Annotated in this window: 20 protein-coding genes; 7 read left to right on the forward strand and 13 right to left on the reverse strand. The window is 53.7% G+C overall.

What is annotated here, in order from left to right; all coding sequences use genetic code 11:
* Nucleotides 1-42 precede the first annotated feature (42 nt).
* From QY332_17990 to QY332_18000, 3 genes are all read left to right on the forward strand, one after another.
* Nucleotides 43-987: an ATP-binding cassette domain-containing protein gene (locus QY332_17990; protein ID WKZ35505.1), complete on the forward strand. Its 945-nt coding sequence runs from the start codon at nt 43-45 to the stop codon at nt 985-987.
* Between the two features lie 61 nt (nt 988-1,048).
* The gene (locus QY332_17995) at nt 1,049-2,305 is read left to right on the forward strand and encodes an ABC transporter permease (protein WKZ35506.1); all 1,257 of its coding nucleotides are present in this window, start codon (nt 1,049-1,051) and stop codon (nt 2,303-2,305) included.
* Between the two features lie 105 nt (nt 2,306-2,410).
* Nucleotides 2,411-3,607 (forward strand): ABC transporter permease, encoded by a 1,197-nt coding sequence (locus tag QY332_18000; protein ID WKZ35507.1) that lies wholly within the window; start codon nt 2,411-2,413, stop codon nt 3,605-3,607.
* A gap of 123 nt (nt 3,608-3,730) precedes the next feature.
* Here QY332_18000 and QY332_18005 read toward each other — a convergent pair whose 3' ends face one another.
* From QY332_18005 to QY332_18025, 5 genes are all read right to left on the reverse strand, one after another.
* Nucleotides 3,731-4,339, reverse strand: coding sequence for a hypothetical protein (locus tag QY332_18005; protein WKZ35508.1), 609 nt, complete (start codon nt 4,337-4,339; stop codon nt 3,731-3,733).
* A gap of 156 nt (nt 4,340-4,495) precedes the next feature.
* Nucleotides 4,496-4,732, reverse strand: coding sequence for a hypothetical protein (locus QY332_18010; GenBank protein ID WKZ35509.1), 237 nt, complete (start codon nt 4,730-4,732; stop codon nt 4,496-4,498).
* Between the two features lie 35 nt (nt 4,733-4,767).
* Entirely contained in the window at nt 4,768-5,196 is a 429-nt protein-coding gene (locus QY332_18015; protein ID WKZ35510.1) for a hypothetical protein, read from the reverse strand.
* A gap of 245 nt (nt 5,197-5,441) precedes the next feature.
* A complete protein-coding gene (locus tag QY332_18020) occupies nt 5,442-7,076 on the reverse strand; it encodes an ABC-F family ATP-binding cassette domain-containing protein (GenBank protein WKZ35511.1) in 1,635 nt (544 codons plus the stop codon).
* Nucleotides 7,077-7,244: 168 nt separating this feature from the next.
* Complete coding sequence (locus QY332_18025; protein WKZ35512.1) at nt 7,245-8,327, reverse strand: NYN domain-containing protein; 1,083 nt, start codon at nt 8,325-8,327, stop codon at nt 7,245-7,247.
* 138 nt (nt 8,328-8,465) lie between these two features.
* Here QY332_18025 and QY332_18030 point away from each other — a divergent pair, with 138 nt between their 5' ends.
* On the forward strand, nt 8,466-9,287 hold the full coding sequence (locus QY332_18030) for a PD-(D/E)XK nuclease family protein (GenBank protein ID WKZ35513.1): 822 nt from the start codon (nt 8,466-8,468) through the stop codon (nt 9,285-9,287).
* 100 nt (nt 9,288-9,387) lie between these two features.
* On the opposite strand, the gene QY332_18035 is transcribed toward QY332_18030, so the two are convergent.
* The 8 genes from QY332_18035 to secG all read right to left on the reverse strand — a co-directional run bounded on the left by QY332_18035 (nt 9,388) and on the right by secG (nt 19,399).
* Complete coding sequence (locus QY332_18035; GenBank protein ID WKZ35514.1) at nt 9,388-11,721, reverse strand: peptidoglycan DD-metalloendopeptidase family protein; 2,334 nt, start codon at nt 11,719-11,721, stop codon at nt 9,388-9,390.
* A 58-nt stretch (nt 11,722-11,779) separates the two neighbouring features.
* Nucleotides 11,780-12,439 (reverse strand): cohesin domain-containing protein, encoded by a 660-nt coding sequence (locus tag QY332_18040; GenBank protein ID WKZ35515.1) that lies wholly within the window; start codon nt 12,437-12,439, stop codon nt 11,780-11,782.
* 68 nt (nt 12,440-12,507) lie between these two features.
* Nucleotides 12,508-13,764 (reverse strand): carboxypeptidase regulatory-like domain-containing protein, encoded by a 1,257-nt coding sequence (locus tag QY332_18045; protein WKZ35516.1) that lies wholly within the window; start codon nt 13,762-13,764, stop codon nt 12,508-12,510.
* 337 nt (nt 13,765-14,101) lie between these two features.
* A complete protein-coding gene (locus QY332_18050) occupies nt 14,102-14,980 on the reverse strand; it encodes a phosphodiester glycosidase family protein (GenBank protein ID WKZ35517.1) in 879 nt (292 codons plus the stop codon).
* Between the two features lie 85 nt (nt 14,981-15,065).
* Complete coding sequence (locus tag QY332_18055; GenBank protein ID WKZ35518.1) at nt 15,066-15,953, reverse strand: DUF1385 domain-containing protein; 888 nt, start codon at nt 15,951-15,953, stop codon at nt 15,066-15,068.
* A 341-nt stretch (nt 15,954-16,294) separates the two neighbouring features.
* The gene (locus QY332_18060) at nt 16,295-17,380 is read right to left on the reverse strand and encodes a dipeptidase (GenBank protein ID WKZ35519.1); all 1,086 of its coding nucleotides are present in this window, start codon (nt 17,378-17,380) and stop codon (nt 16,295-16,297) included.
* Nucleotides 17,381-17,406: 26 nt separating this feature from the next.
* Nucleotides 17,407-19,095: a peptide ABC transporter substrate-binding protein gene (locus QY332_18065; protein WKZ35520.1), complete on the reverse strand. Its 1,689-nt coding sequence runs from the start codon at nt 19,093-19,095 to the stop codon at nt 17,407-17,409.
* Between the two features lie 79 nt (nt 19,096-19,174).
* The gene (secG, locus tag QY332_18070; protein WKZ35521.1) at nt 19,175-19,399 is read right to left on the reverse strand and encodes a preprotein translocase subunit SecG; all 225 of its coding nucleotides are present in this window, start codon (nt 19,397-19,399) and stop codon (nt 19,175-19,177) included.
* Between the two features lie 172 nt (nt 19,400-19,571).
* On the opposite strand from secG, the gene QY332_18075 reads away from it, so the two are divergent.
* The 3 genes from QY332_18075 (at nt 19,572) to QY332_18085 (ending at nt 21,567) form a co-directional block, all read left to right on the forward strand.
* Nucleotides 19,572-20,636 carry a CehA/McbA family metallohydrolase gene (locus QY332_18075; protein ID WKZ35522.1) on the forward strand — a complete coding sequence of 355 codons (1,065 nt, stop codon included), beginning with the start codon at nt 19,572-19,574 and terminating at the stop codon, nt 20,634-20,636.
* A 184-nt stretch (nt 20,637-20,820) separates the two neighbouring features.
* Nucleotides 20,821-21,105, forward strand: a complete 285-nt coding sequence (gene rpsF, locus QY332_18080) for a 30S ribosomal protein S6 (GenBank protein ID WKZ35523.1) — start codon at nt 20,821-20,823, stop codon at nt 21,103-21,105.
* A 42-nt stretch (nt 21,106-21,147) separates the two neighbouring features.
* Complete coding sequence (locus QY332_18085; protein WKZ35524.1) at nt 21,148-21,567, forward strand: single-stranded DNA-binding protein; 420 nt, start codon at nt 21,148-21,150, stop codon at nt 21,565-21,567.
* The last annotated feature ends 46 nt before the right edge of the window (nt 21,568-21,613 follow it).

Consider the following 21,613-nt stretch of genomic DNA (forward strand, 5'->3'; position numbering starts at 1 on the left):
GCCCACGTGCGTAGATTTTTCTAGACCGATCAAGGAGTTTTCATGTCCAATATTCTCGAAGTTAAAGAGCTTGTGAAAAAATACGGGGATGTTACCGCTGTAAAAGGCATTTCATTTGACATCCAGGAAGGCGAGATCTTCAGCCTGCTGGGTCCGAATGGTGCGGGGAAGACGACCACCATCTCGATGCTCTCCACGCTGTATGCGCCCACGTTGGGTGATGCGATGATTTCAGGACATTCCGTCACCAAAAATCCGATGGCGGTGCGCAATGCCATTGGCGTTGTGCCACAGGATATTGCGCTCTACGAAGACCTGACCGCGAAGGAAAATCTCATCTTTTGGGGGCAGATGTACGGCTTGAGCGGCAAGTCGCTCACTGCGCGCGTGGATGAAGTGCTGGAACAGATCGGCTTGGTGGACAAAGCCAAAGACCGCGTGAAGACCTACTCAGGCGGGATGAAGCGCCGCGTCAACATTGGGGTGGGCTTGCTCCACAAACCCAAACTGCTCTTCATGGACGAACCCACCGTCGGCATCGACCCGCAATCCCGCCGCGCGATTTTGGACACGGTCAAAGACCTCAACAAGCAGGGCATGACCGTCCTCTACACCACGCATTACATGGAAGAAGCCGAAGAACTCTCCGACCGCGTGGGCATCATTGACCACGGCGAGTTGATCGCGCTCGGCACACAGAAGGAACTCACCAGGCAGGTCGGGCAGACCGAAACGCTGGTTCTACACATCGGCAAGAACGAAGATCCTGACGTCTTGGTGTCGTCCCTGAAAAGCGTGGACGGCATTCTGGAAGCCAACGCCATCAACCACGAGATTTCGGTCATCACGCCATCTGCAAAGGACGTGCTTGCGCCTGTCGTCTCCACAGCCAATGAGCGCGGGATAAAAATCCACTCCATTGACATCCGCGAGCCGAATTTGGAAGCGGTGTTCCTTCACTTAACGGGAAGGGCACTGAGAGATTAGAAAGTGGAAAGCAGAAAGCAATCGACTTTCCACTCGCCACTTTCCACAAAAAGAGTAATAGATGATTAAACTCATTCTCATCGGCATCAAAGACTTGAAAATCATCTTCCGTGACCGCGCGGCATTGATCATGATGCTGCTGGCGCCGTTCCTGCTCACGCTCGGCATGGGACTGGTCACAGGGCGGTTCAGCGGAAGTTCCACAGGGATATCCGACATCCCCGTCATCATTGTCAACCTGGATCAGGAACAATTGGGGAACGCGCTCGAGGAAGCCTTCACGGGCGAGGAACTGGCTGGGTTGGTCGAGCCAACTTTGGGCAAAAGTCCAGAGGCGGCGCGCCAAGCGATTGACGAAGATACCGCCGCGGCGGCGATCATCATCCCGGCAGGCTTCACGCGCAGCGTCATCCCGCAGCAGGGGACATTCGACGAAGAACCCGAAGCGCTGCAAATCGAAGTGTATGCCAACCCCGCGAGGCCAACAGGCGCAGGCATTGTCAAATCCATCGTGGATGAATTCATCAGCCGCATCGAAGAGGGGCGCATCAGCGGGCAGACCTCGATCTTTCAGATGATCATCAGCGGGCGCATCACGCCGCAGCAAGGCGAGCAGGCGGGCATGGACATGGCGCAACGCTTGGAAAACGAGCCGCTCGATGAGGCACTGGCGATCAAACTCAACACCGACACGAACGAAGTCGAAGCGGTGCAGTTCGATGTGCTGGCGTATCTCGCGCCTGGCATGGCGCTGATGTTCCTGATGTTCACAGTGAGCTATGGCGGGCGTTCGATCCTTGCCGAAAAAGCACAAGGCACCCTGCCGCGCCTGCTCGTTTCGCCGACAGTGTCTGCGCAAATTTTGGGCGGCAAGGTCTTCGGCATTTACCTGACGGGCGTGGCGCAAATGCTCATCCTGATCGGCGCGACCACCCTGCTCTTTCAATTGAAATGGGGCGACCCGCTCGGCGTGCTGGTGCTGGTGCTCGCCGCCGTATTCGGCGCATCGGGTTGGGGCATGTTCATCACCGCGCTGGCGCGCACACCCGCACAGGTTGCAAGTGTCGGCTCGGCGATCATGTTGATCTTCGGCATTCTCGGCGGAAGTTTCATCAGCCTTGAAATGATGCCGCCCGCCGTGCAGATGGTCAGCAAGATCACGCCAAATGCCTGGGCGTTGGATGGATTTACGACTCTCGCTCTCGGCGGGACGCTGCCGCATCTTTCCACGCCGATCACTGCCCTGCTGACGATGGGCATGGTCCTGTTTGTGGCAGCAGTGATTTTGTTCGGGAAGAAGAATTTGGTGCAGAATTAATGTCGTTGCGAGGAGGGCGATAGCCCAACGAAGCAACCCCCACTTATTTGGAGATTGCTTCGTCGTCGCTCCGCTCCTTCTCGCAATGACATGCACGGAGTTATTATGAAAAAATTATTTGCCATTGCATGGAAGGACGCGATTGTCCGATTTGCGAGTTCGTCGGAGTTGCTGTTCTTCATCATCCTGCCGATATTTTTCACCTTCCTGCTTGCAGGCGGGACACCTTCGGGAGAGGAAGATAACCGCATTCGATTGGTCGTTGTCGATCTGGCGGATACGTCCATTTCGCGCGAGATCTTCACAGAGTTGGAAAAATCCACTGCGGTGCGACCCGAATACTTCCCGTTGGAAGAAGCGGAAGAGATGTTCGAAGCCCGCCGCGCCTCGTCGCTGTTGATCATCCCTGCAGGCTTGGACATGGAATCCATCCAGAATGGCAGCGCGGCATTGGAATTCCGCAAGCAGCCGAATAACCTCAATGCCACAGTCGCAGAACGTGCTGTGGAGACCGCCATTCGGCGTGTGAGTAGTTCGATGGGCGCGGCAACCATAGCGTTGGAAGAAGCGAAGGCGCAGGGCACATTCGAATCTGCGGAGGCAGAGCAAGCCTATTTCAACGAGTCGCTCGAACTGGCGCAAACATTACAGGCGGATGCGCCCGAGCGCGTGACCGTGATCGAAGGCAGCACGCCCGACCAAGTGGAGTATGACCCGCGCGCCAATTCATCGGCGGGACAACTCATCACCTGGGTGTTCATTCCGCTGTTTGGCATCTCCGCGCTGTTTGCGTACGAACGCCAGCAGGGAACCCTACGCCGCATCCTGACCACGCCGACCAGCAAAGCCACCTACCTGCTCGGCACGATTGCAGGTCAGGTGTTCATGGCACTGGTGCAGATGTCGCTGTTGGTTTTATTTGGCGTTTTCGTGATGGGGCTTGGCTGGGGGCGTGACCTGCTTGCGTTATTCGTCATTTTGCTATGCGCAGCACTAGCGGCGGGAGCGATTGGCACGGCGATGGGAACCTTCGTCAAGACCGAAGGTCAAGCCAGCGGATTGAGCATCATGGCGGGCATGGTGATGGCACTCTTAGGCGGCTGTTGGTATCCGCTGGAGTTGTTCCCTGCGGCAGTGCAGAACATCGTAAAGATCCTCCCCACTACCTGGGCGATGCAGGGATTATTGGACTTGGTTCTCCGCAACGGCGGCTTGGTGGAGATTCTACCCGAGGCAGGCGTGTTGCTCGGTTTCGCGGCGGTGTTCTTTGGGGTGGGGGTGATGCGGTTTCGGTATGAATAAGAGCAAGAGACTTTATTTGCGAAGTAATGACAGGTGTTAGCAGAAGGTGGAGTAGTGGCAGGAAAATTCTGAGCACAGATTCCGCTTTTTGGGACATTTGGGGCAGTTCTGTTGAACGACTGTTTATGGGCTGCTAGCGCCCTGAAACTCACCTTGATGCAGAACGATATTTAAGTTGCAAAATCCCACTTGCATAATTGCTTCTGAACCATCCTGGGCGACGACGTCAGGCGCATCATTTCGACTGCGTTCTCCAGTTACACTGAAATTTATCTTTTTATCCCAACTGGTCTCCAAAGACGTTATAAACATTGAAACATCCATAACTATCATGCTTATATCAATCGCACTCAGGTCTTTTTCCGAGCAGGTTGTCGCAGGGATTTGTTTAGTGGAAGTCTCGAAGTCAACCTGATCAAAGATAAACCCGCCTTCTCCCGAATCCGTGTAAAATCCTACTAAGTTTAGAGCACCCTCAATGCTGACAGTTTCAAGTTCGGGACATGGTAGGGGTGGACGCAGTTTCACTGTACCTTGTATGGTTCCTCTGCCAGTCAGAGTTCCATCCTGGGTAATTTCAAATGGGACGCTGGCGTTGATAGACGAACCATTTCCACACTGGAATGCCATTTCTACCCACCACCAACCTTCAGGTGTAGGGTTGGAACTGCATGCTGACACGCTCAGGATAACCAGGAAGACTAATCCCATAAATACAATTTGCTTTGCCATGAGAAAATCTCCTATTCTTTATAACCGTCCGCCATCCAGATTCTTGGATATGAACAATTCAGGTGAGACATTTCCTTTGCTGAATTGCAATAATCAATATTGGCACGTCGGATGATTATTCATTCTTTTTGGGCGGGTGCATTTTTTGTGGCGTTTCTAAAGAGCCACGGGAATAGCCAATCCTATCCCTGTGGCTAAGCAGGGAAGTCCTTCAGGGCTGGTAAGCGTATATGGCATTGACGTTGAATCCATAAGCAACACAAGATAGACGAATGTCCCAAGTGGCAATGGAATTAATGCCTTCCACAAACCTTGCTTGGCTTTTGCAAGTGCCCTGACTGCTCCAATGGTAGATCCAAGCCCAAATAGAAAGAAACAACCAAAAGTATACATATTGTCTCCTTCGCTTTGCTGTGGTTCTGGCGATTTTAATTTCCTTTTATATCTTGAAATGTGATATGCCGCCAAGTTTCATTATCATTTTTTTCTAGCCAGTGCAGGATTTTTTTCTCTTCCGATTTTGTTCGAAATAGAATAAGGGGAATTCCAAACACTAAAAATACCAAAATTAGGATAAAGAGTGTTACGGCCCAACTAGGAACATCGTTACGCGGCCCCAAGAGTATGCATAGGGCAATTCCAACAACAAAACTTATTCCCCATATGATGAAATTTCTTTTCTCCCGTTTTTTTCTTTGGGTCAAACATGTATTGCAGAGGGGGATATCGAGATTCTTAGATCGGTCCATTTTCCCCATTCTGGTTCCTGTATTCCATCCATATTCGGCTTTAAAATAATATGCCAGTATAGTATTAGCACTTTCTTTTCCACAAAAAGCACAGATTTGGTTTTCCATTTTGTCTCCTTGTGTTATGTTTAAGTGCCTAACTATGATTCAGGCAACCAATTCCATATAACTGCCTATGGACGAACAGTTTTGTACAATCGCCGAATTTTATTGGGATATTAGGCAGTCAAACATCAGGCTAGACCAGTTGACATCTATATTTTATGAATTTCATGTTTTGATTTCACCTGACATTTGTCACGTTTTCATAACCCACAAACACGGTGGGGTTTCCCCACTTTATTTTCTGCTTTTTACCCATTCCCCACCTTCTCCAAATAATCGCTATACGCGCCCTGATACTCCTTTAAACCTTTATCTTCGATCACCAGCAAACGTTCCACCGTCCGATCCAGAAAATAGCGGTCGTGAGAGATGATCAGGGCAGTGCCAAGGAAGTCCTCGAGCGCGTTTTCGAGCACTTCGGCAGAGGCGATGTCGAGGTTGTTGGTGGGTTCGTCCAAGAGAAGGAAGTTCGCGCCAGAGAGCACGACCAGCGCGAGTTGGAGCCTGCTCCGTTCGCCGCCTGAGAGTTCACCGATTTTCTGCGAGACTTGCTTGTATGTGAAAAGATAGCGCAGCAAAAACGCCGTCGCTCTGGATTCGCTCATCTCACCTGCATAGCGGACTGCGTCCAGCAAGGTTTGATTGAAATCGAGTGTCTCATGCTCCTGCGCGTAATGTCCAATGGAGACGCTGGGACCGATCTTTATTTCGCCCGCGTCAGGCGTTTCCTGTCCGAGGATCATTCGCAGCAGCACGGACTTCCCTGAGCCGTTCGCGCCGATCAAGCCGACTCGCTCGCCCTGCCAGATGGTCTCGTTGAGATTCGAGAACACCACTTTTTTGCCAAACGCTTTTGAGATATTCGCCAGTTCCAGCACCTTGTTCGAGCCGCGCCAGCCGTTGAGTTGCAGTTCCATGCGGCGGCGTTCGGTAACGGGCTTCTCGACCTTCTCCATCTTGTCCAGCCGTTTTTGCATAGATCTGGCTTTAATGGCAAATTTTTCGCTGTCATAAACCTTGGCCCAGACCGCAAAACGTTTGATGGCGATTTCCATACGCGTGATCTCGTGCTGCTGGGTGCGAAACAACTCCTCCTGCCGCGCCAACCGCATCTCTTTATCCGCAATGTAAGATGAATAATCGCCTTCAAAGACGGTCATCCTGCCGTCTTCCAATTCGGCGATGTGCGTGACAATTGCATCCAGCAGGTAGCGGTCATGCGAGACGATGACCACCGTCCCTTCGTATTCACGGATGAGTTTTTCGAGATAGACTTTGCCTGGCAGGTCGAGGTGATTGTCAGGCTCGTCCAATAGCAGGACATCGGGCTTGACCAGCAGCAGGCGCGCCAACCCGACCAGTTTCTTCTGCCCGCCGCTCAACACGGACAGGGGCTTGGTCAGTTCACTTTCAGCGAGTCCCAGCCCGAGCAGGAGGTCGCGCACGCGCGCGGGATACGAGTCACCGCCGAGGGAGTGATACTCCTCAATAAGTTCGTGCTGACGTTCGAGCACACGCTGCAATTTCTTTTCATCGCCATAGACTTCAGGATCGCCCAAGCTTTGCTCGACGCGCTCCAATTCTGCATGGACTTCCGCCACGCGCGGGTTGCCATCCATCGCGGAGTCGAGCGCCGTCAGCGTAAGGTCGAGCTCGGGTTGTTGAGGCAGGTATCCCGTGGTAACGAGGCGGGCGCGGGTGATGCTCCCGCCCAGTTCGGGGGAATATTCGCCTTCGATCATCTTGAACAGGGAGGACTTCCCCGCGCCGTTCGCGCCGATCAGACCGATTCTCTGTCCGCGCTGGATCTCCCAGTCGAGATTCTCGAAGATTCGTTTTGCACCGAGGACGAGGGTGATATTGGAGAGTTGAATTTGGATCATGATAAATACCTTTTAAACAAAAATGCCGCAGGCAACCTGCGGCATGTGAAAGTTAATACGACGTTCAGCGTACAGGCGCGATTCGAGGAGGCTCGTTGTTGATAAAGCCGCGGACACCAATGATGAGCGCCGACCTGCCTGCCTGGAATTTATAGATCATGGCCGCGATTATACCTGACTTTCCGTTGTGAGTAGATCTTGAATATGGTCGAGCACTTTGGGGTTGCGAACACCGCCATACAAAATTTGCGCCGCGATCTCCGCATCGAGTTTTTCGCTCGCGCCGAGGTCGTTGACGATCATCCGCAGAAGGTTCTGGTCACACTTGTTAAGCAGGTCCGCGGCACTGGTCACATCCTCGGGCAGCCACATCCTGCGGTTCCAAATACGCTCGCCCGTGTCGGTATCGAACTCGAAACAAAAGGTGTGGAAGAGTTCATGTGCGGTATCCAGCACGAGCTGCGGCTCGATCTTTGGTGTTGCGTTCAAAAAGAAAGCCTCGGCAAATTCCTTTAATTGATTGAAGGTGAAATCGGGATTTGCCTTGACAATCTCGTAGATCTTATAAATGATCAACGGACGATGCACAGTGGGAACCATGCGGATCTTATTCGACGCAAGGATGTTCAAGTAACGTTCAAGTTTCTTTCCGGGCGAAATAGGCGCGCTGGAACGCGCAGGCTGGTTATTATTTAGTTTTGACGCAGGCGGGTTGTTATTCTGTCTCTGCGCAGATTGGTTCGTACCACCGTTATTCTGATACGTCTTCCTGAATTTATTGACGCCCTGCCACTTGTCGTAAAAGACGAATTTATCGCAGGCATTGACAAGATAATCGGCGCTTGTACCGCTGATGCCCATGCCGACCACGGTCTTGCCGTGCGCACGCAGGCGGTGCACCAATTCGGTGAAATCGCCGTCTCCGGAGACAAGCAGGACATGCGTAAATGCAGTCTTCTCGCCGTAAAATAATTCCAGCGCATCGATCACAATGCGGATGTCCGCCGCGTTCTTGCCGCGTTTGCTGTTGACATGGATCAACTCCACGCCAAGGCTGAGCAGCTGGCGTTGTTTGCTGGCGGCTTCCGCCCAATCCGCATAGGCACGGCGCAAAACCACGCGACCCATTTGACCCGCATATTGGAAAATGCGGCTCCAATCCACATCGGCGGCCTTGCCAAAGGCTTCCTCCACACTTATTTCGATGTTGTCATAATCAATGAAAACGGCTACCTGTGTATCCTGTCCCATGCGGAACTCCAAATTTTTCCAAAGTATAGCACGACTCTACAAAAAAAGTCCTCAAACACAAAATGATGAGATCCAGAGCTTTTCCTTCGTGTTTAATGCCCGTCTCATGGGCGCAAAATTCTGTGGCAAAATAGAGCCATGGCCTTTCCACTGACCACCCTCAGCCAGTCCTCCCTGCAGGATTACAACGACTGCCCGCGCAGGTTCGAACTTCGCTATCTCCAGGAGCTTTCCTATCCCGCCATCGAAACCGAGCCTGCACTGGAAAATGAAAAACATCAAACAGAGGGTGAATATTTTCACCGCCTCGTGCAGCAATATTTCGTCGGCATTACCGCGGAACAAATTTCAAAACTGGCCAACACGGACAACCTGCAAAGATGGTGGCAGAATTTTATCCAGTCGGAGGGTCTGACTGGTCTTACAGGACTACATGGCCTGAAATCGGAAATCACCCTGTCCGCGCCGTTGGGAAGATTCCGTCTCGTCGCAAAATACGACCTCATTGCAGTGGACAACGAAAAAATCAGCATCTATGACTGGAAGACCTACCGCAAGCGTCCAAAGAATGAATGGCTCGGCATCCGCTGGCAAACGCGGGTCTATCGCGCCCTGCTCGTACAGGCCGGGGCACAGCTTAACGGCGGCAGACCCATCCAACCCGGCCAGATCGAAATGGTCTACTGGTTCGCGGATTTCCCGAACGAGCCTGCGATGTTCCCCTACCAAGCGGATCAATTTAAACGGGATTGGGATGCCCTCGAAAAACTTGCCGGCGAAATCGCATCCGCTTCGAGCTTCCCGAAAACGGACGATGTCACGAAGTGCAGTTACTGCCCCTACAGGTCGTACTGCAATCGCGGCATCCGCGCCGGGGAGGCGCTCGATGCTGAACTCGAAACCGAGGCGGAGGAATTGTTCGATATCAACTTCGAGCAGATCGGGGAGATCGAGTTCTAAAAATATTTTACCTTTGTGGTCCGGTGTTAAATACCTCGATAAAAAGAGAGCCACACAAGATTGCGGCTCTCTTTTCGTTTTGATGATCCTGGCTATATGTTTACTGCCATGCAAGCGCGCCTGACGCATTATAGTTGAAGGCAAGCAGTTCAAGGTCGAGGAAGTCGATCACGCCGTCGTTGTTCAAATCCGCCTCGGCGGGGAGGGAGGCGTTGTAACTCATCCCAATGGTAAGGGCATCGAACTGGTCAATGACGCCGTTGCCGTCAATATCACCAGCGGGCAGACTCACCGTTGGCATGGTGGTGACAACTCCATTCATGAGGGTAATGGAGCCTTGGGCGTTGAGAAAACCCGGTGCGGAGGCAATGATGGCATATGTCCCGGCGGAAACAGGCAGGCTGAAAGTGCCATCAAGATTGGCGGTTTCTGACAGGACAAGCTGATTACCCGAGTCAAATAGTTCAATGGTGATGGGCTTGCTTGCAAACACCTGTCCATTGACGATGGCGGTGGTGGGGACGACGCCGGTCGGCGAAGCCCCAACTCCAATAACGGTTACGTTATCTGGAATGTACTCGATGGATTCCAGAGTACCCTGGCCTTCAGACACGCGCGCCGTACATTGAACGGGAGTCTGCCCCGCCTGCAGGCCCTGGACCATGAAGGTAAAGACCGTGCCGCTGGTGGTCGCCCTTTTGCCGTCACTTCCCGCAACCGCAAGGATAAACTGACCAAACTGGGGACCGTTCAACGCGGACACCGGATCCGTCCCAAAAAGGCTTGTAACCAGGATATTGCTGACTTCAACCACGGCCGGGTCGTATGTGCATATGAATTCCGCACTTGTGTAACCTTCCGCTGGCACATTGAACAAACCAACAGTGACAGAACTGGATTCGCCGATCGAAAGGATTGATTGAAGGACATCCGTCCACACGTAAGGACCGCTGGGGGTCGTGATTGCAGTCGGGGTGAATATGGGAGTAGCAGTTACCGTGCTGGTCAATTCAAGCGTATCGGTTATCACGGGCGTTCCCGTGGCCACAGAGGTTTCTGTCACAATGGCGGTTACGGATGTTGAGGTTGCAATTATCGTACCTGTCGGAGTAAGAGTCACGATTGGCGTCTCGCTGCCGGAAGGCGTCTCGGAAACAAGCGGCGTTTCGGTTCCATCCGGCGTGCCGGGCGAAACGGTCACGATGGGCGTCTCGCTGCCGGAGGGCGTCTCGGAAACAAGCGGCGTTTCGGTTCCATCCGGTGTGCCAGGCGAAACGGTCACGACGGGCGTCTCGCTGCCGGAGGGCGTCTCGGAAACAAGCGGCGTTTCGGTTCCATCCGGCGTGCCGGGCGAAACGGTTACGACAGGCGTCTCACTGCCGGAGGGCGTCTCGGAAACAAGCGGCGTTTCGGTTCCATCTGTGGGGGTGACAATTGACGTGGAAGTAATGCTTGGTGGGGCAGTTATTACAGGAGTCTCCGTCATACCGGGTGTGGGGGTTGCCCCCGGAGCACTCTCTCTTGTAGCGATCAGATTGTAGTATCCTGTTCCTAATTCCGATTGGACTTGGACGAAATATGAGCCTGCCGGCCGGGTTGAATGGAGCGTTCCATGTCCACGAGAAATCTCGGCACCATCTCCGTTGAGTAATAGGATCACCGGGACAAGCCCGGCACCCGCAGGAGCTACCGTGATGGTGAACGTTGTTTGCTCGTTTAGTATCAGCGACCATCGTTCATGGCGATAGGCATCCACACTGCCGGAATACTGGGTATCCCAGGTGATGGGACCGCGGAAAGCGATTTGCAAATTTGGGATATTCATAAGTGGTTGGAGACGCCCCACTGTCTGGCCGCCCTTTGAATAGGTGGTGATGTTTGTAAACGAATTGAAATTAACCTTCCACCCTGCAAAAAGCGTACCCATGACACTGGGGCGGACGACAAAATGCAGATGCGGGCCGGGGTGCTCATTTCCCAAACACACCTGTTCACCGGAATTATTGTGAATGACTGCCAAACGCTGGTTCCTGCTGACCTTGTCTCCCTGCGTTACCTGAATATTGCCCAGATGCCAGTACTCGGTCGTCCAGCCGTTGCCATGATCGATCTTGACCCAGCAATAACCCGCCTGTGAAACCGTTCCCGCCGCCGCCGCGGTCACCCAGTCGTTCGATGTGTCCTCCCCGACCCGCATCGTAACCCGCGGAGCAAAATCAATTGCTCCACCCAGACCGTAATAATGCGGGCTGGTCTTCGGTCTTTTGGTGCCGTTATCCAAACCATCATAGGCCACCCATGCACGCCCCTGCTCCCAGGGAAGCTGAAACATGTCATCCGGCGGGGCAGCGGCAAGCGCCAGTGCACCCACGGGTATCGCTGAAAACAATATGAAAAGGAAAACAAAAATTCGCACAGGCGATTTAAGATGCATGGCTACCACCTATCCTTGGAACGCACAGCGGAAACAGTCATCAACATACACTTCGACTTTACTTATGGCTACCTCTCAGTATTCGAATGAATATGAAAAGCCCGATGAAGATAAAAACGCCAAGAATGACCAGCACAATGACCATTTCCCTTGAGAGCGAGAAGAATGCAGGTGAAGCAGACGCCACGTCCAGAGGAAGTGGGGTCCCCAATAAAGGTAAATCCTGCGGATTGGCCTGTTCGCCGCTTATTGAAAGTGGAATCTCTTTCGCTTCAACTGTCATTCCTCCAAGAGGCGCGGCAATGCCTGCTTCGTTCTTAATGGCGAGCGCCGCACTCGCAAGCGTGACATTTGTCTGGCAGGCCCCCAGAGTGACAAAGCGGACCTCCCCCAAAACACCATTTGCCATTTGGGGCGTTGAGCTGGCAAAGGTTGCATCCGCCAGCCCCGCCGTCTGGGGAAGGAGTAATCCATTCATCGTGGGGATCGAACTTGCCGCATTGAGAGGCTTGAGACAGGCCGGATCATAACTGAGTTGTACCGTAAATCCCTGAATCGGCGTGGCGGAAACAGCGTGAACCGTTACAACAAGCGTTTCCCCCGTTTTGAAGCTGTCGGTGCTGGCAGTGATCCAGATGGTCTCAGGGGATTGCGCCCTTACAGGTACAATAATAAATAAACTGAAGATCACGATGAAAAGCGGGACAACCTTTTTCATTAATTGACAACTCCGAAGGAGGACGCGCTGAGCATGGTCAGCGCGTCCCTGCAATGTTTGTGTGATTATCAGTTAACCTGCCAGTTAAGCGCGCCAGATTGACGATAGTACGCCGCCAGGAGCTCCAGGTCAAGAATGTTAATTATGCCGTCATTGTTCAAGTCCGCCACACTGGGGACGGTTAGGTTGTAGTTAATACCAATGGTCAATGCATCAAATTGATCGACCACGCCGTTGCCGTCAATGTCACCTGCGGGCAGGGTGATGGTTTGCATGGTGGTCGTGGCGCCTCCAACAATGGTTGGGGATCCCTGGGCATTAAGATACCCTGCCGCAGAAGCAACAACCGTATAGTCCCCCCGCAACACGGTCATGCTGAAACTTCCACTTTCATCCGTGGTCGTTGTCGCAGCTACAGTTGAATCCAGATTGTAGAGCGTGACCGTTACCGGCTTGTCCGCAATGACAGTTCCTGTCAGCGTTCCCAGGGGTTCGACAATCGTCAGGGTCTCCGAGGTGGCAGGCAGGGTTGAAAGAGCATTTCCCGTGGAGACACGCACCTCGCATGAGATTGTGGCTTCTCCCTCTTGTAACCCTTTTACGGAAAAGGTAAAGACCGCGCCACTGGTGGCAGCCCGCTGGCCGTTACTGCCGGCAATGGCAAAAATGAAACTCCCGTTTTCAGGTTCATTAACGACCGTTGCAGGGTCTGTGCCAAAGAGGCCTGCCCCCGCAATGTTGCTGATCTCGACAAAAGCCGGGTCAAACGTGCACGTGAATTCCGCGCTGGCATATCCTGTAGGCGGCACATTATCCAAACTGACAGTGGCTGTGGACGAGTCATCCACAAAAACGCTTGGCGGGTCGAACACAATGACCGCATCAGAATCTTCGTCCGGTGCGTCCGTTCTGCGAATCACCATGCTATAGGTGCCGCCGCCAGAGACGGGCTGGACCTGAATAAAATATGCCCCTGCCGGCTGATCCGTCGTCAGAATGACCTCAGTCTGAGTGCCGACAATGCTGGAAATTTCATTCTCACTTGCATCCAGCAAATAAATTGAGGGGATCAAGTCGCCGGTCAACGTGGTGACAGTTACCGAGAAACTGCTGGTTTCATCAAGTTGGAGCGACCACCGTTCGAAGCGGTCTGAATTCACCGTTCCGCTGAAGGTGGCATCCCAGAAGGTTGTATTGCGAATGATGATCTGTGCAGGGAGGTAAGGGACCGCCTCACCCTGCGCCTGAGCCTGCGTGCCGTTACCGAAAACACCAGCCAGCATTACAAGAAAAAGAGTGATGCGAACCAAAATATTAGTTTTCATTGAACATGCTCCTTGATGAGACCCGATGGGGTGAAAAGATTGGGAAAAATAGTTGGCAGTTATGATGAACGGTCATTTTGTTTTCAGGCCGACAATTCCTGCAACGGCCGAGTTTCGGCAAAATTGCAGGTTTGCATATCTGTAATGCCCCTATATTGTATATTCATGACGGACAAAAACGCGTTACAGCTCAATTGCGGCGATGTTACAGAAATATTGCGGTATTGGCTGTGGACAGGAAAAAAATAATAAAAGGCCGGGGATTCGATGCAAGCGCCAGATCTCGGACTTATCAACCCGCAATCATCCCGATCCCCGCTTCACACACAGGACTCTTTTATTTTACAAAAATTCCAAAATGATTCGCGACCGGTCGCTCCCGCCCGGGGATATAGCTGTCAATCGGCGAATTCAGAACTACAGCACCGCCGTTCCCCCCCTCGATCACCATCGTGGACGAACCGCCGCCATCCAAAGCCAGGGCAAAGTGTGCGCCCAAATCCTTAAGCAATTCCGCCAGCTCCAAAAAGGTTGCACCGCTGCTGTAAAACGGCTGGCGACCATCCACCACGACCAGGTACAGCCAGCGTCCATTTTTATTGATTCCAATCGCCGTGCGCGGATGAATCACCACAGCATCCAACTCTGGAACGATCTCGCCGCCCAATATCAACATGCGGTCTCCGGAAATCGCATGGAATACCCTGCCCGGCTGCCTGTTAAAGGTCATATCATTTCTGCGGCTGATGTACATCGTTGGTTCGGGTGTATCGTTCTGCAGACCGTCCGCATAGAGAGTGCCCTGATAGGCAGCTAAGCCGTTCGGTGTGACAACATCCCCGCTATGCGGATAATAATCCACAGGACTGCGCGACCACCACGGAAAGAAGCCATCCCCATTGATGGCAATCTGCACGCCAAACTCTTCCAGAAATTCGGAGGTCGTCCGCGCGGTCATGGCTCCCCCCTCCACTTCACTGGGCGGGGTGACAAGGAAACTCATCCCTTTTGTTTTCGTATCAATCACCAGCACATGCGCGATCATCGCATGAGGCAGGTAGCGGACGATACGGCGATAGGTAACGCCATCGTGGATTTCCTGTTTCAACGGTACAGGCGCGGGGCGCCCGATGGTAAACACAAAATACACGCCGATACCGGTCAAAAAGCCCGCAAGGACAAACCATAACCAACGAACAACCCGTCTCTTTTCCATGGTGCGGAGGGTAACAAAACAATATGAGCGGAAAATAAAAAGAGACAGCCGCTAGCCTGTCTCCTCCGATACGATCACCAAACGGTTACGCGGTTTCCGCTTCCGCCTTGCGCATGGACTGAAACGATTCAATCGCCACCTCCAGCATGGATAAATCAGGCGTGCGGGTCGTGAGGTGCTGTAAAGCCAGGTTGGGTTTGATCAAGAATTGGACGATGGGATTACTCAAGTTGTTGGCTGTCCAGCGGATGTATTCGACGGCGATCCCAGCCAGGATGGGGATGAAAAAAATACGGGTGGCAAAGCGCCATAAAATCGGCATGGGACCCAGGGCGGTGAAGATCAGGATGGACAATAAAACCAGCGTAAGCAGAAAAGCCGTCCCACAGCGCGGATGTTCGATGGGGTATTTCGCCACGGTTTCAGGGGTCAATTCCGCGCCCGCCTCGTAGGCATTAATGGTCTTATGCTCCGCACCGTGATACATGAACACGCGCTTGACATCGGGCATGAAGCCGATCCCCCATATGTAGCCGATCAGGAGCAGCAGACGAAGCAGGCCTTCCAACAAATTCCCCGCCCACAAGGCAGCCGTGGTCTGGGAAAGCAAATGCTCCACCCAGCCGCCGATCCCGGCCGGAAGCAAAAAGAAGAGCGCAATGCTGAAGGCGAGAGACAGGCCCATGGTCAGATAAAGAGCCGGGCCCTCCAGTTTTTCGTCCTCGCCGGTTTGGGTATTCGCTGAAAGCGTGAGCGCCCGCATCCCCAACCCAAGCGCATCCCACAGCAAAATGCCGCCGCGCAAAAAAGGGACTTTTGTAATCCCCGAGCGATAGAGGTTCGCCAGCTTTTCGGTGTGGACAACGATGTTTCCATCCGGCGCACGCATCGCAACAGCAAAGGCTTTTTGGCCGCGCATCATGACGCCTTCGATGACGGCCTGCCCGCCATAAGTTATTATTCGATCATCCATATTATTTTATAAACCTGACGGATCTTCGACCTGTCAGGCCTTACATCCTTTATTTGAAATTATAGAAAAAGTGGGTGTGAGCGCTTCGATGCCTTTATACCATGTCGGCAAATGCATGCGTTCATTCGGCGAGTGGGACATTGTCATCCGGCAGGCCGAAACCTGTCAGCAAAGAATCGGCGCCGACATATTGCTGCAACAGAACCACGGAGCCAATCGAGCCCGCCTTCGCGCTTGAAGTAGGGACGTTTGCCCCAAACCGTTTCGAGTGCCTGCGCAAGGGCCTGCACGCCGGCGGAGTCCGTTTCGGACCAATGCCGCGCCGGCGTTGTGCAGATTAATCAATTCCCATTTGATGGTCCCTGGGGCGCATTCTTCTTTAGATATGCCTTCATCTGTTTGGTGACTTCCTCGGGAGTCTGGTCCGGCACAAGACGGCAGGATATTTTCGCCATCGCCCATGCGGGCAGGACGGTCTTGGAGCCCTGCCCCGTAAACCCCGAAAGCAAACCGTTTACCTCCAACGTGGGTCGCGCGCCCACACGTTCGGATGGGATAAATTGCGGCTCGCCCCACAAGGCAGGCACACCCGTCATTGCGATCAATTCCCTGTTACTGACCGGCAGTCGCTTGAAGTCTTCGCGCTCCTTCTTGCTCAACTTGCGGACCTTGTCATAATAACCGGGCAGGGTGACCTTTCCATTTTTGTCGTGCATGCCCGCAACCAGCTCGATCAATGCCTGGGCAGGGTTGTGTATCGTCCCGCCAAACAAACCGGAGTGCAGGTCTTTATCGGGGCCATGCACTCGCAATTCGAAATAGGCCAGGCCGCGCAAACCCGTGGTGATGGTCGGCTTGTCCGGTCCCATCATGCCTGCATCCGGGTTCAAACAAAAATCGCAGGCAAGCAGCTCCTTGTTCTTTTTGATGAATTCGCCGAGATGCTCGGAACCGATCTCCTCCTCCCCTTCGATCAGCCATTTGATGTTGACCGGCGAGCCTGTCGTGCGGACGATTGCTTCGACCGCTTTGAGAGATGCCATCACCTGGCCCTTCATGTCCGAGGAACCGCGCGCAAAAAGATAATCACCGCGCACGACTGCGGTGAATGGATCCGATGTCCACAACTCCAGCGGGTCAACTGGCTGGACATCATAATGCCCATAGATCATGATCGTCGGAGCGGATTTCCCCGCGCCCAACCACTCGCCATAAACGACGGGATGTCCACCGGTTGGCATGGTCTGCACATGATCCATATTAATGGAACGCAATTGTGCGGCAACCCACTCCGCCGCACGCTGGACATCGCCCTTGTTTTCATCGAGCGTCGAAATGGACGGGATGACAAGGAACTCCTTTAACTCACTTAAGTAACGTTCGCTGTTTCCGCGGACGTAATTCAATGCTTGTTGCGCGTCAGACATGGCTGTTTCTCCTTCTTAAGAATTCACTATGGCGCAGCCGTCGGCTCGGGGGTTTGCTCAAGCGTGCGGCGGGTTATGAGATACCACTGCGTGATCAACGCAAGGCGGTCATTGACATCATACATCGGGGCAACCTGCACACCCTGCACCTGTGCGTCCACACCATAGGAATAGACGGGATAATACAAGGGCAGCGAGGGCATATCCTTGGTGAAGATCACCTGGAAATTGCGATACAAGCGCGCGCGCTCGGCAAAATCTGCGGCGGTGCGTGCTGATTCAAGGAATTCGCTTGCCGTGCGGTTATCCCATTGGGAGTAGTTCTGTCCGCCGGTGGCTTCGGATTGATGCCAGAACAGGTACGGGTCCGGGTCCGGGGTGCGCGAGGTGTTCAAGTCCGCCAGGGCGGCCTGGTAATTGCGCGGGACAAGATAATCGTTCAGGAGCGAGTCGTACGGCACAGCCTGCAGGTCAATGCGCACACCGATCAATGTCCAGTCCGATTGGATGGCCTGGGCAATCTGGGTGTGGATAATGTCATCGGGATGAAGCAGGGTAAAGGTCAGAAATTGACCGTCCTTTGCACGCACATCCCCGCCGCCGGCGGGAATCACATATCCCTCGTCCTTGAGCAACCTCGCGGCGGCTTCAGGGTCATACTCAAATTTTTCGATGTCTTCATAATATGCCCACGAGCCGGTCAGGATGGGCCCATTCGCAAGGATGGCCTGTCCGTTCAAGATGTGCGAGACGATCACATTGCGGTTCAGGCCGAGCAGAAGTGCGCGGCGGACCTTGTCGCTTTGCAGAAATGGAACCGCAGGATCATTGTTATTAAGGAAGACCAGCCCCATCTGCGGCAGGCGGCTGGTATAAACGGATAGATTCGGTTCCATAAGCGCCTGCTGAAGAACATCGTTCGTCAACTGGCTTACGCCAAGCACTTCGCCCTGCTCATACGCGTCGAGCGCAGAGGCGGAGGTTGGATAAAAGCGAAAGACAACCTGCTCGATGAACGGGGGCTGCAGGTAATAGTCCGCATTCGCAGAAAGCACAACGCCTGTGATCTGTCCGCCACCGGCCAACAGGCGGTCAAACTTATATGGACCGGAGCCGACGGGGCTCAGGTTGAATTCTGCATTGGAAAGCTGGTCGGCAGGCACGCTTTCGAGCAGGTGTTTTGGTAAAACGCCAAAGGTGGCGTAATCCAAAAATGGGGCAAAGGGTTCGGGTAATTTGAATTGAAAGGTCTTGTCATCGAGGCGCCTGACGTCGATTTGGGACCACAGGTCCTTGATATCCTGCGGGAAAAGCGAGCCGCTGCTCTTGATCAATTCGATGGTGTAGATCACATCATCGCTTGTCACGGGTTCCCCATCATGCCAGACCGCATTGGGTCTGAGCGAGAAGTTATAGACCATGCCGTCGGCGGAAGCTGCCCAGGAATCGACCAGGTCGGGCTGCGGCAAACCGTGCGAATCAAATTTGATCAAACCGCTGAAAAGAAGGCGGTTGATGTCGCGGTCGGCCGGGTTGTTCCAATCCAGCATGGGGTTGAGCCGCCCCAGCGAGCCGACCAGCGCCTCCGTGTACACCCCGCCCGCCGCGGCTTCCGGCAATATGGGAATCGACACCGGCTGCTGGCTGAGCAGCAGCAGGGCAACGATCACAACCGTGACCGACACAACCAGGATCTGCCATCGTAGTTTTTTCATAGGGTGAGTAAATAAAGAAATGCCGCCGCCACCCCGTTTCAGGGCAATGGCCCGGCGGCACTCCGCAACCTTGGGATTCTTAGCGTCCGAGGATGATAATGGTGATCACAAGGCCGAAAAAAATCACACACAGAATAATCGTCACCCAGAAGAGGATGCGTTCAATACCGCGGCGGGCGGTGAAAACGCCGCCGGTATCCGCGCCGGTCAAACCACCCAGGCCCGCTCCCTTGCTTTGCAGGATGACACTGAGGATCAAACCAAGCGAGGTTATAATCAGCGCAATATCCAGAAACCTAACCATACAATATGCCTCCTTGAAATTAGCGGACAAATTATACCTGTTCAAGAAGTGAATCGTCAACAAGGGATTATGGCGGGCGGAAATCCTGCGCGTATTCCCGCTTCGCAAATTTCAGGAAGAAAGCGAACCCCCGGGGTTCTCGAAGGGAGGCAGACTGTGACACGAGGAATTCATGCACGAAGTCGTCATCAACCTGCACATGCACACAAGATACTCGGATGGAAGCGGACTCCACAGGGATGTTGCGGCCGCCGCGATCAACGCCGCTGTGGATGTGGTCATCGTCACCGACCATAACGTGCTGGTGCAGGGGTTCGAGGGGTATTACAAGGACAAGAACAAAAGGATCCTCATGCTGATCGGCGAGGAAGTGCATGACCAGGCGCGCGACCCGCAAAAGAATCACCTGCTTGTTTTCGGCGTGAACCGCGAACTGGCGACATTCGCGGAGAATCCCCAGAACCTGATCAACCAGGTGCGCGATGCGGGCGGGCTTTGCTTTCTTGCCCACCCGCACGACCCCGAGGCAAAAGCCTTCCATGAAACCGACATCTCCTGGGTGGATTGGTCTGTCCAAAATTATACGGGGATCGAATTATGGAATGCCCTCAGCGAGTTGAAGACCGTCGTCCCCACAAAATTGCACGGCGCCTTTTATGCCTTCCTGCCCGCCTTCGTCGCGCGCCAGCCCATTCCGGACACGCTGGCAAGATGGGATGAACTGCTTTCGCAAGGACGCCGTGTGGTCGCCATCGGAGGATCGGACGCGCATGCCCTGCACATGAGCATGGGACCCATCCATCGCGTGATCTTTCCCTATGAATTCCACTTTCGGACGGTGAACACACACACGCTTCTCTCCGCACCGTTGAGTGGCGAGGTGAACCGGGACAAAGCCCTCATCTACAAAGCCCTGCGCGGGGGACATTGCTTCGTCGGCTATGACCTGCCCGCCCCCACCCGCGGATTCCGCTTCACGGCCCAGGGACGGGATGTTTCGGTTTCGATGGGCGATGAGATCCCCTCAAAATTCGGCGTGACGTTACAGGCAAAACTACCCTCCCAGGCGGAAATCTGTTTGCTGAAAGATGGACAGGTCATCCAGACCTGGAAGAACCAACTCTCCTGCACGCATATCACCACCGAGCCGGGTGTGTACCGCATCGAAGCCTACCGGCGCTATTTGGGCAGGCGGCGCGGATGGATCTACAGCAACCCGATCTACGTCAGGGAGTAGGAAAGGCCCTTCACAGGGGATCAGGCATCCGTTAAGAACGAGGCGTTATTCTTCATCCGAAGCGGGGATTCTGTGGTACACTTCGCCCGCTAATCAAATAGGTGCGTCTAGTCTACGTGCCTTTCCGCTCCCGGCAGGCCCACGGCTTGAACAGGAGCAAACCCATGGAAAGGAGGTTTTCCCAATGCGAAAATATGAATTGGTTTGCATCATCCAACCCGACCTGGATGAGACCGCTTTTAACGGCGTGCTCGACAAGGTCAAGGGCTGGGTCAGCGAATCCGGCGGCAGTGTGGATAAGGCCGAGGTGTGGGGACGCCGCAAGCTGGCTTATCTCATCAACAAACAGCGCGAAGGTCAATATGTTCTTTTGAACGTGACCATGGCGCCCACTGCCACCTCTGAACTTGAACGCAACCTGCGCTATCAGGAAGCGATCATGCGTCATATGCTTTCCGTTGTCGGTTAATTTTTTATTCGTACCCGCCCGCTGCCTACCAAGGAGATTGACATGAGCCGAGGCCTTAATAAAGTACAGATCATTGGGCATCTTGGGAAGGACCCCGAGATGCGTTACACCCCTTCGGGCAAACCGGTCACCACCTTTTCGGTGGCGGTCAGCCGTTCGTGGAACAGCGCGGACGGCGAGCGCCACAGTGAGACCGAGTGGTTCAACGTGGTTGCCTGGGGAAACCTGGCTGAAATCTGCAAGCAGTATCTCGTCAAGGGACAGCAGGTCTATATTGAAGGACGCCTGCAGACCCGCCGCTGGGACGACAAGGAAGGCGTAAAGCACACCAGCGTGGAGATCGTTGCGGGTGAGATGATGATGCTGGGCGAGCGGCGCGAGGCAAATAACCAATCCCAGGAAGCGGATAATGCATCCAGCGAGCCGGCCAACGGCGCGGCGGATGACGAATTCCCGTTCTAATCGTCACAGCTTGCCGGGCAGGCAGCTGTGACACAAACAGTTTTGG

The sequence above is a fragment of the Anaerolineales bacterium genome, assembly GCA_030583885.1.
Classification (GTDB): domain Bacteria; phylum Chloroflexota; class Anaerolineae; order Anaerolineales; family Villigracilaceae; genus Villigracilis.

Excerpts from the sequence above, each read along its gene's own strand:
- QY332_17990 (WKZ35505.1), top strand. The coding sequence starts at position 43 with ATGTCCAATATTCTCGAAGTTAAAGAGCTTGTGAAAAAATACGGGGAT.
- QY332_17995 (WKZ35506.1), top strand. The coding sequence starts at position 1,049 with ATGATTAAACTCATTCTCATCGGCATCAAAGACTTGAAAATCATCTTC.
- QY332_18000 (WKZ35507.1), top strand. The coding sequence starts at position 2,411 with ATGAAAAAATTATTTGCCATTGCATGGAAGGACGCGATTGTCCGATTT.
- QY332_18005 (WKZ35508.1), bottom strand. The coding sequence starts at position 4,339 with ATGGCAAAGCAAATTGTATTTATGGGATTAGTCTTCCTGGTTATCCTG.
- QY332_18010 (WKZ35509.1), bottom strand. The coding sequence starts at position 4,732 with ATGTATACTTTTGGTTGTTTCTTTCTATTTGGGCTTGGATCTACCATT.
- QY332_18015 (WKZ35510.1), bottom strand. The coding sequence starts at position 5,196 with ATGGAAAACCAAATCTGTGCTTTTTGTGGAAAAGAAAGTGCTAATACT.
- QY332_18020 (WKZ35511.1), bottom strand. The coding sequence starts at position 7,076 with ATGATCCAAATTCAACTCTCCAATATCACCCTCGTCCTCGGTGCAAAA.
- QY332_18025 (WKZ35512.1), bottom strand. The coding sequence starts at position 8,327 with ATGGGACAGGATACACAGGTAGCCGTTTTCATTGATTATGACAACATC.
- QY332_18030 (WKZ35513.1), top strand. The coding sequence starts at position 8,466 with ATGGCCTTTCCACTGACCACCCTCAGCCAGTCCTCCCTGCAGGATTAC.
- QY332_18035 (WKZ35514.1), bottom strand. The coding sequence starts at position 11,721 with ATGCATCTTAAATCGCCTGTGCGAATTTTTGTTTTCCTTTTCATATTG.
- QY332_18040 (WKZ35515.1), bottom strand. The coding sequence starts at position 12,439 with ATGAAAAAGGTTGTCCCGCTTTTCATCGTGATCTTCAGTTTATTTATT.
- QY332_18045 (WKZ35516.1), bottom strand. The coding sequence starts at position 13,764 with ATGAAAACTAATATTTTGGTTCGCATCACTCTTTTTCTTGTAATGCTG.
- QY332_18050 (WKZ35517.1), bottom strand. The coding sequence starts at position 14,980 with ATGGAAAAGAGACGGGTTGTTCGTTGGTTATGGTTTGTCCTTGCGGGC.
- QY332_18055 (WKZ35518.1), bottom strand. The coding sequence starts at position 15,953 with ATGGATGATCGAATAATAACTTATGGCGGGCAGGCCGTCATCGAAGGC.
- QY332_18060 (WKZ35519.1), bottom strand. The coding sequence starts at position 17,380 with ATGTCTGACGCGCAACAAGCATTGAATTACGTCCGCGGAAACAGCGAA.
- QY332_18065 (WKZ35520.1), bottom strand. The coding sequence starts at position 19,095 with ATGAAAAAACTACGATGGCAGATCCTGGTTGTGTCGGTCACGGTTGTG.
- secG (WKZ35521.1), bottom strand. The coding sequence starts at position 19,399 with ATGGTTAGGTTTCTGGATATTGCGCTGATTATAACCTCGCTTGGTTTG.
- QY332_18075 (WKZ35522.1), top strand. The coding sequence starts at position 19,572 with ATGCACGAAGTCGTCATCAACCTGCACATGCACACAAGATACTCGGAT.
- rpsF (WKZ35523.1), top strand. The coding sequence starts at position 20,821 with ATGCGAAAATATGAATTGGTTTGCATCATCCAACCCGACCTGGATGAG.
- QY332_18085 (WKZ35524.1), top strand. The coding sequence starts at position 21,148 with ATGAGCCGAGGCCTTAATAAAGTACAGATCATTGGGCATCTTGGGAAG.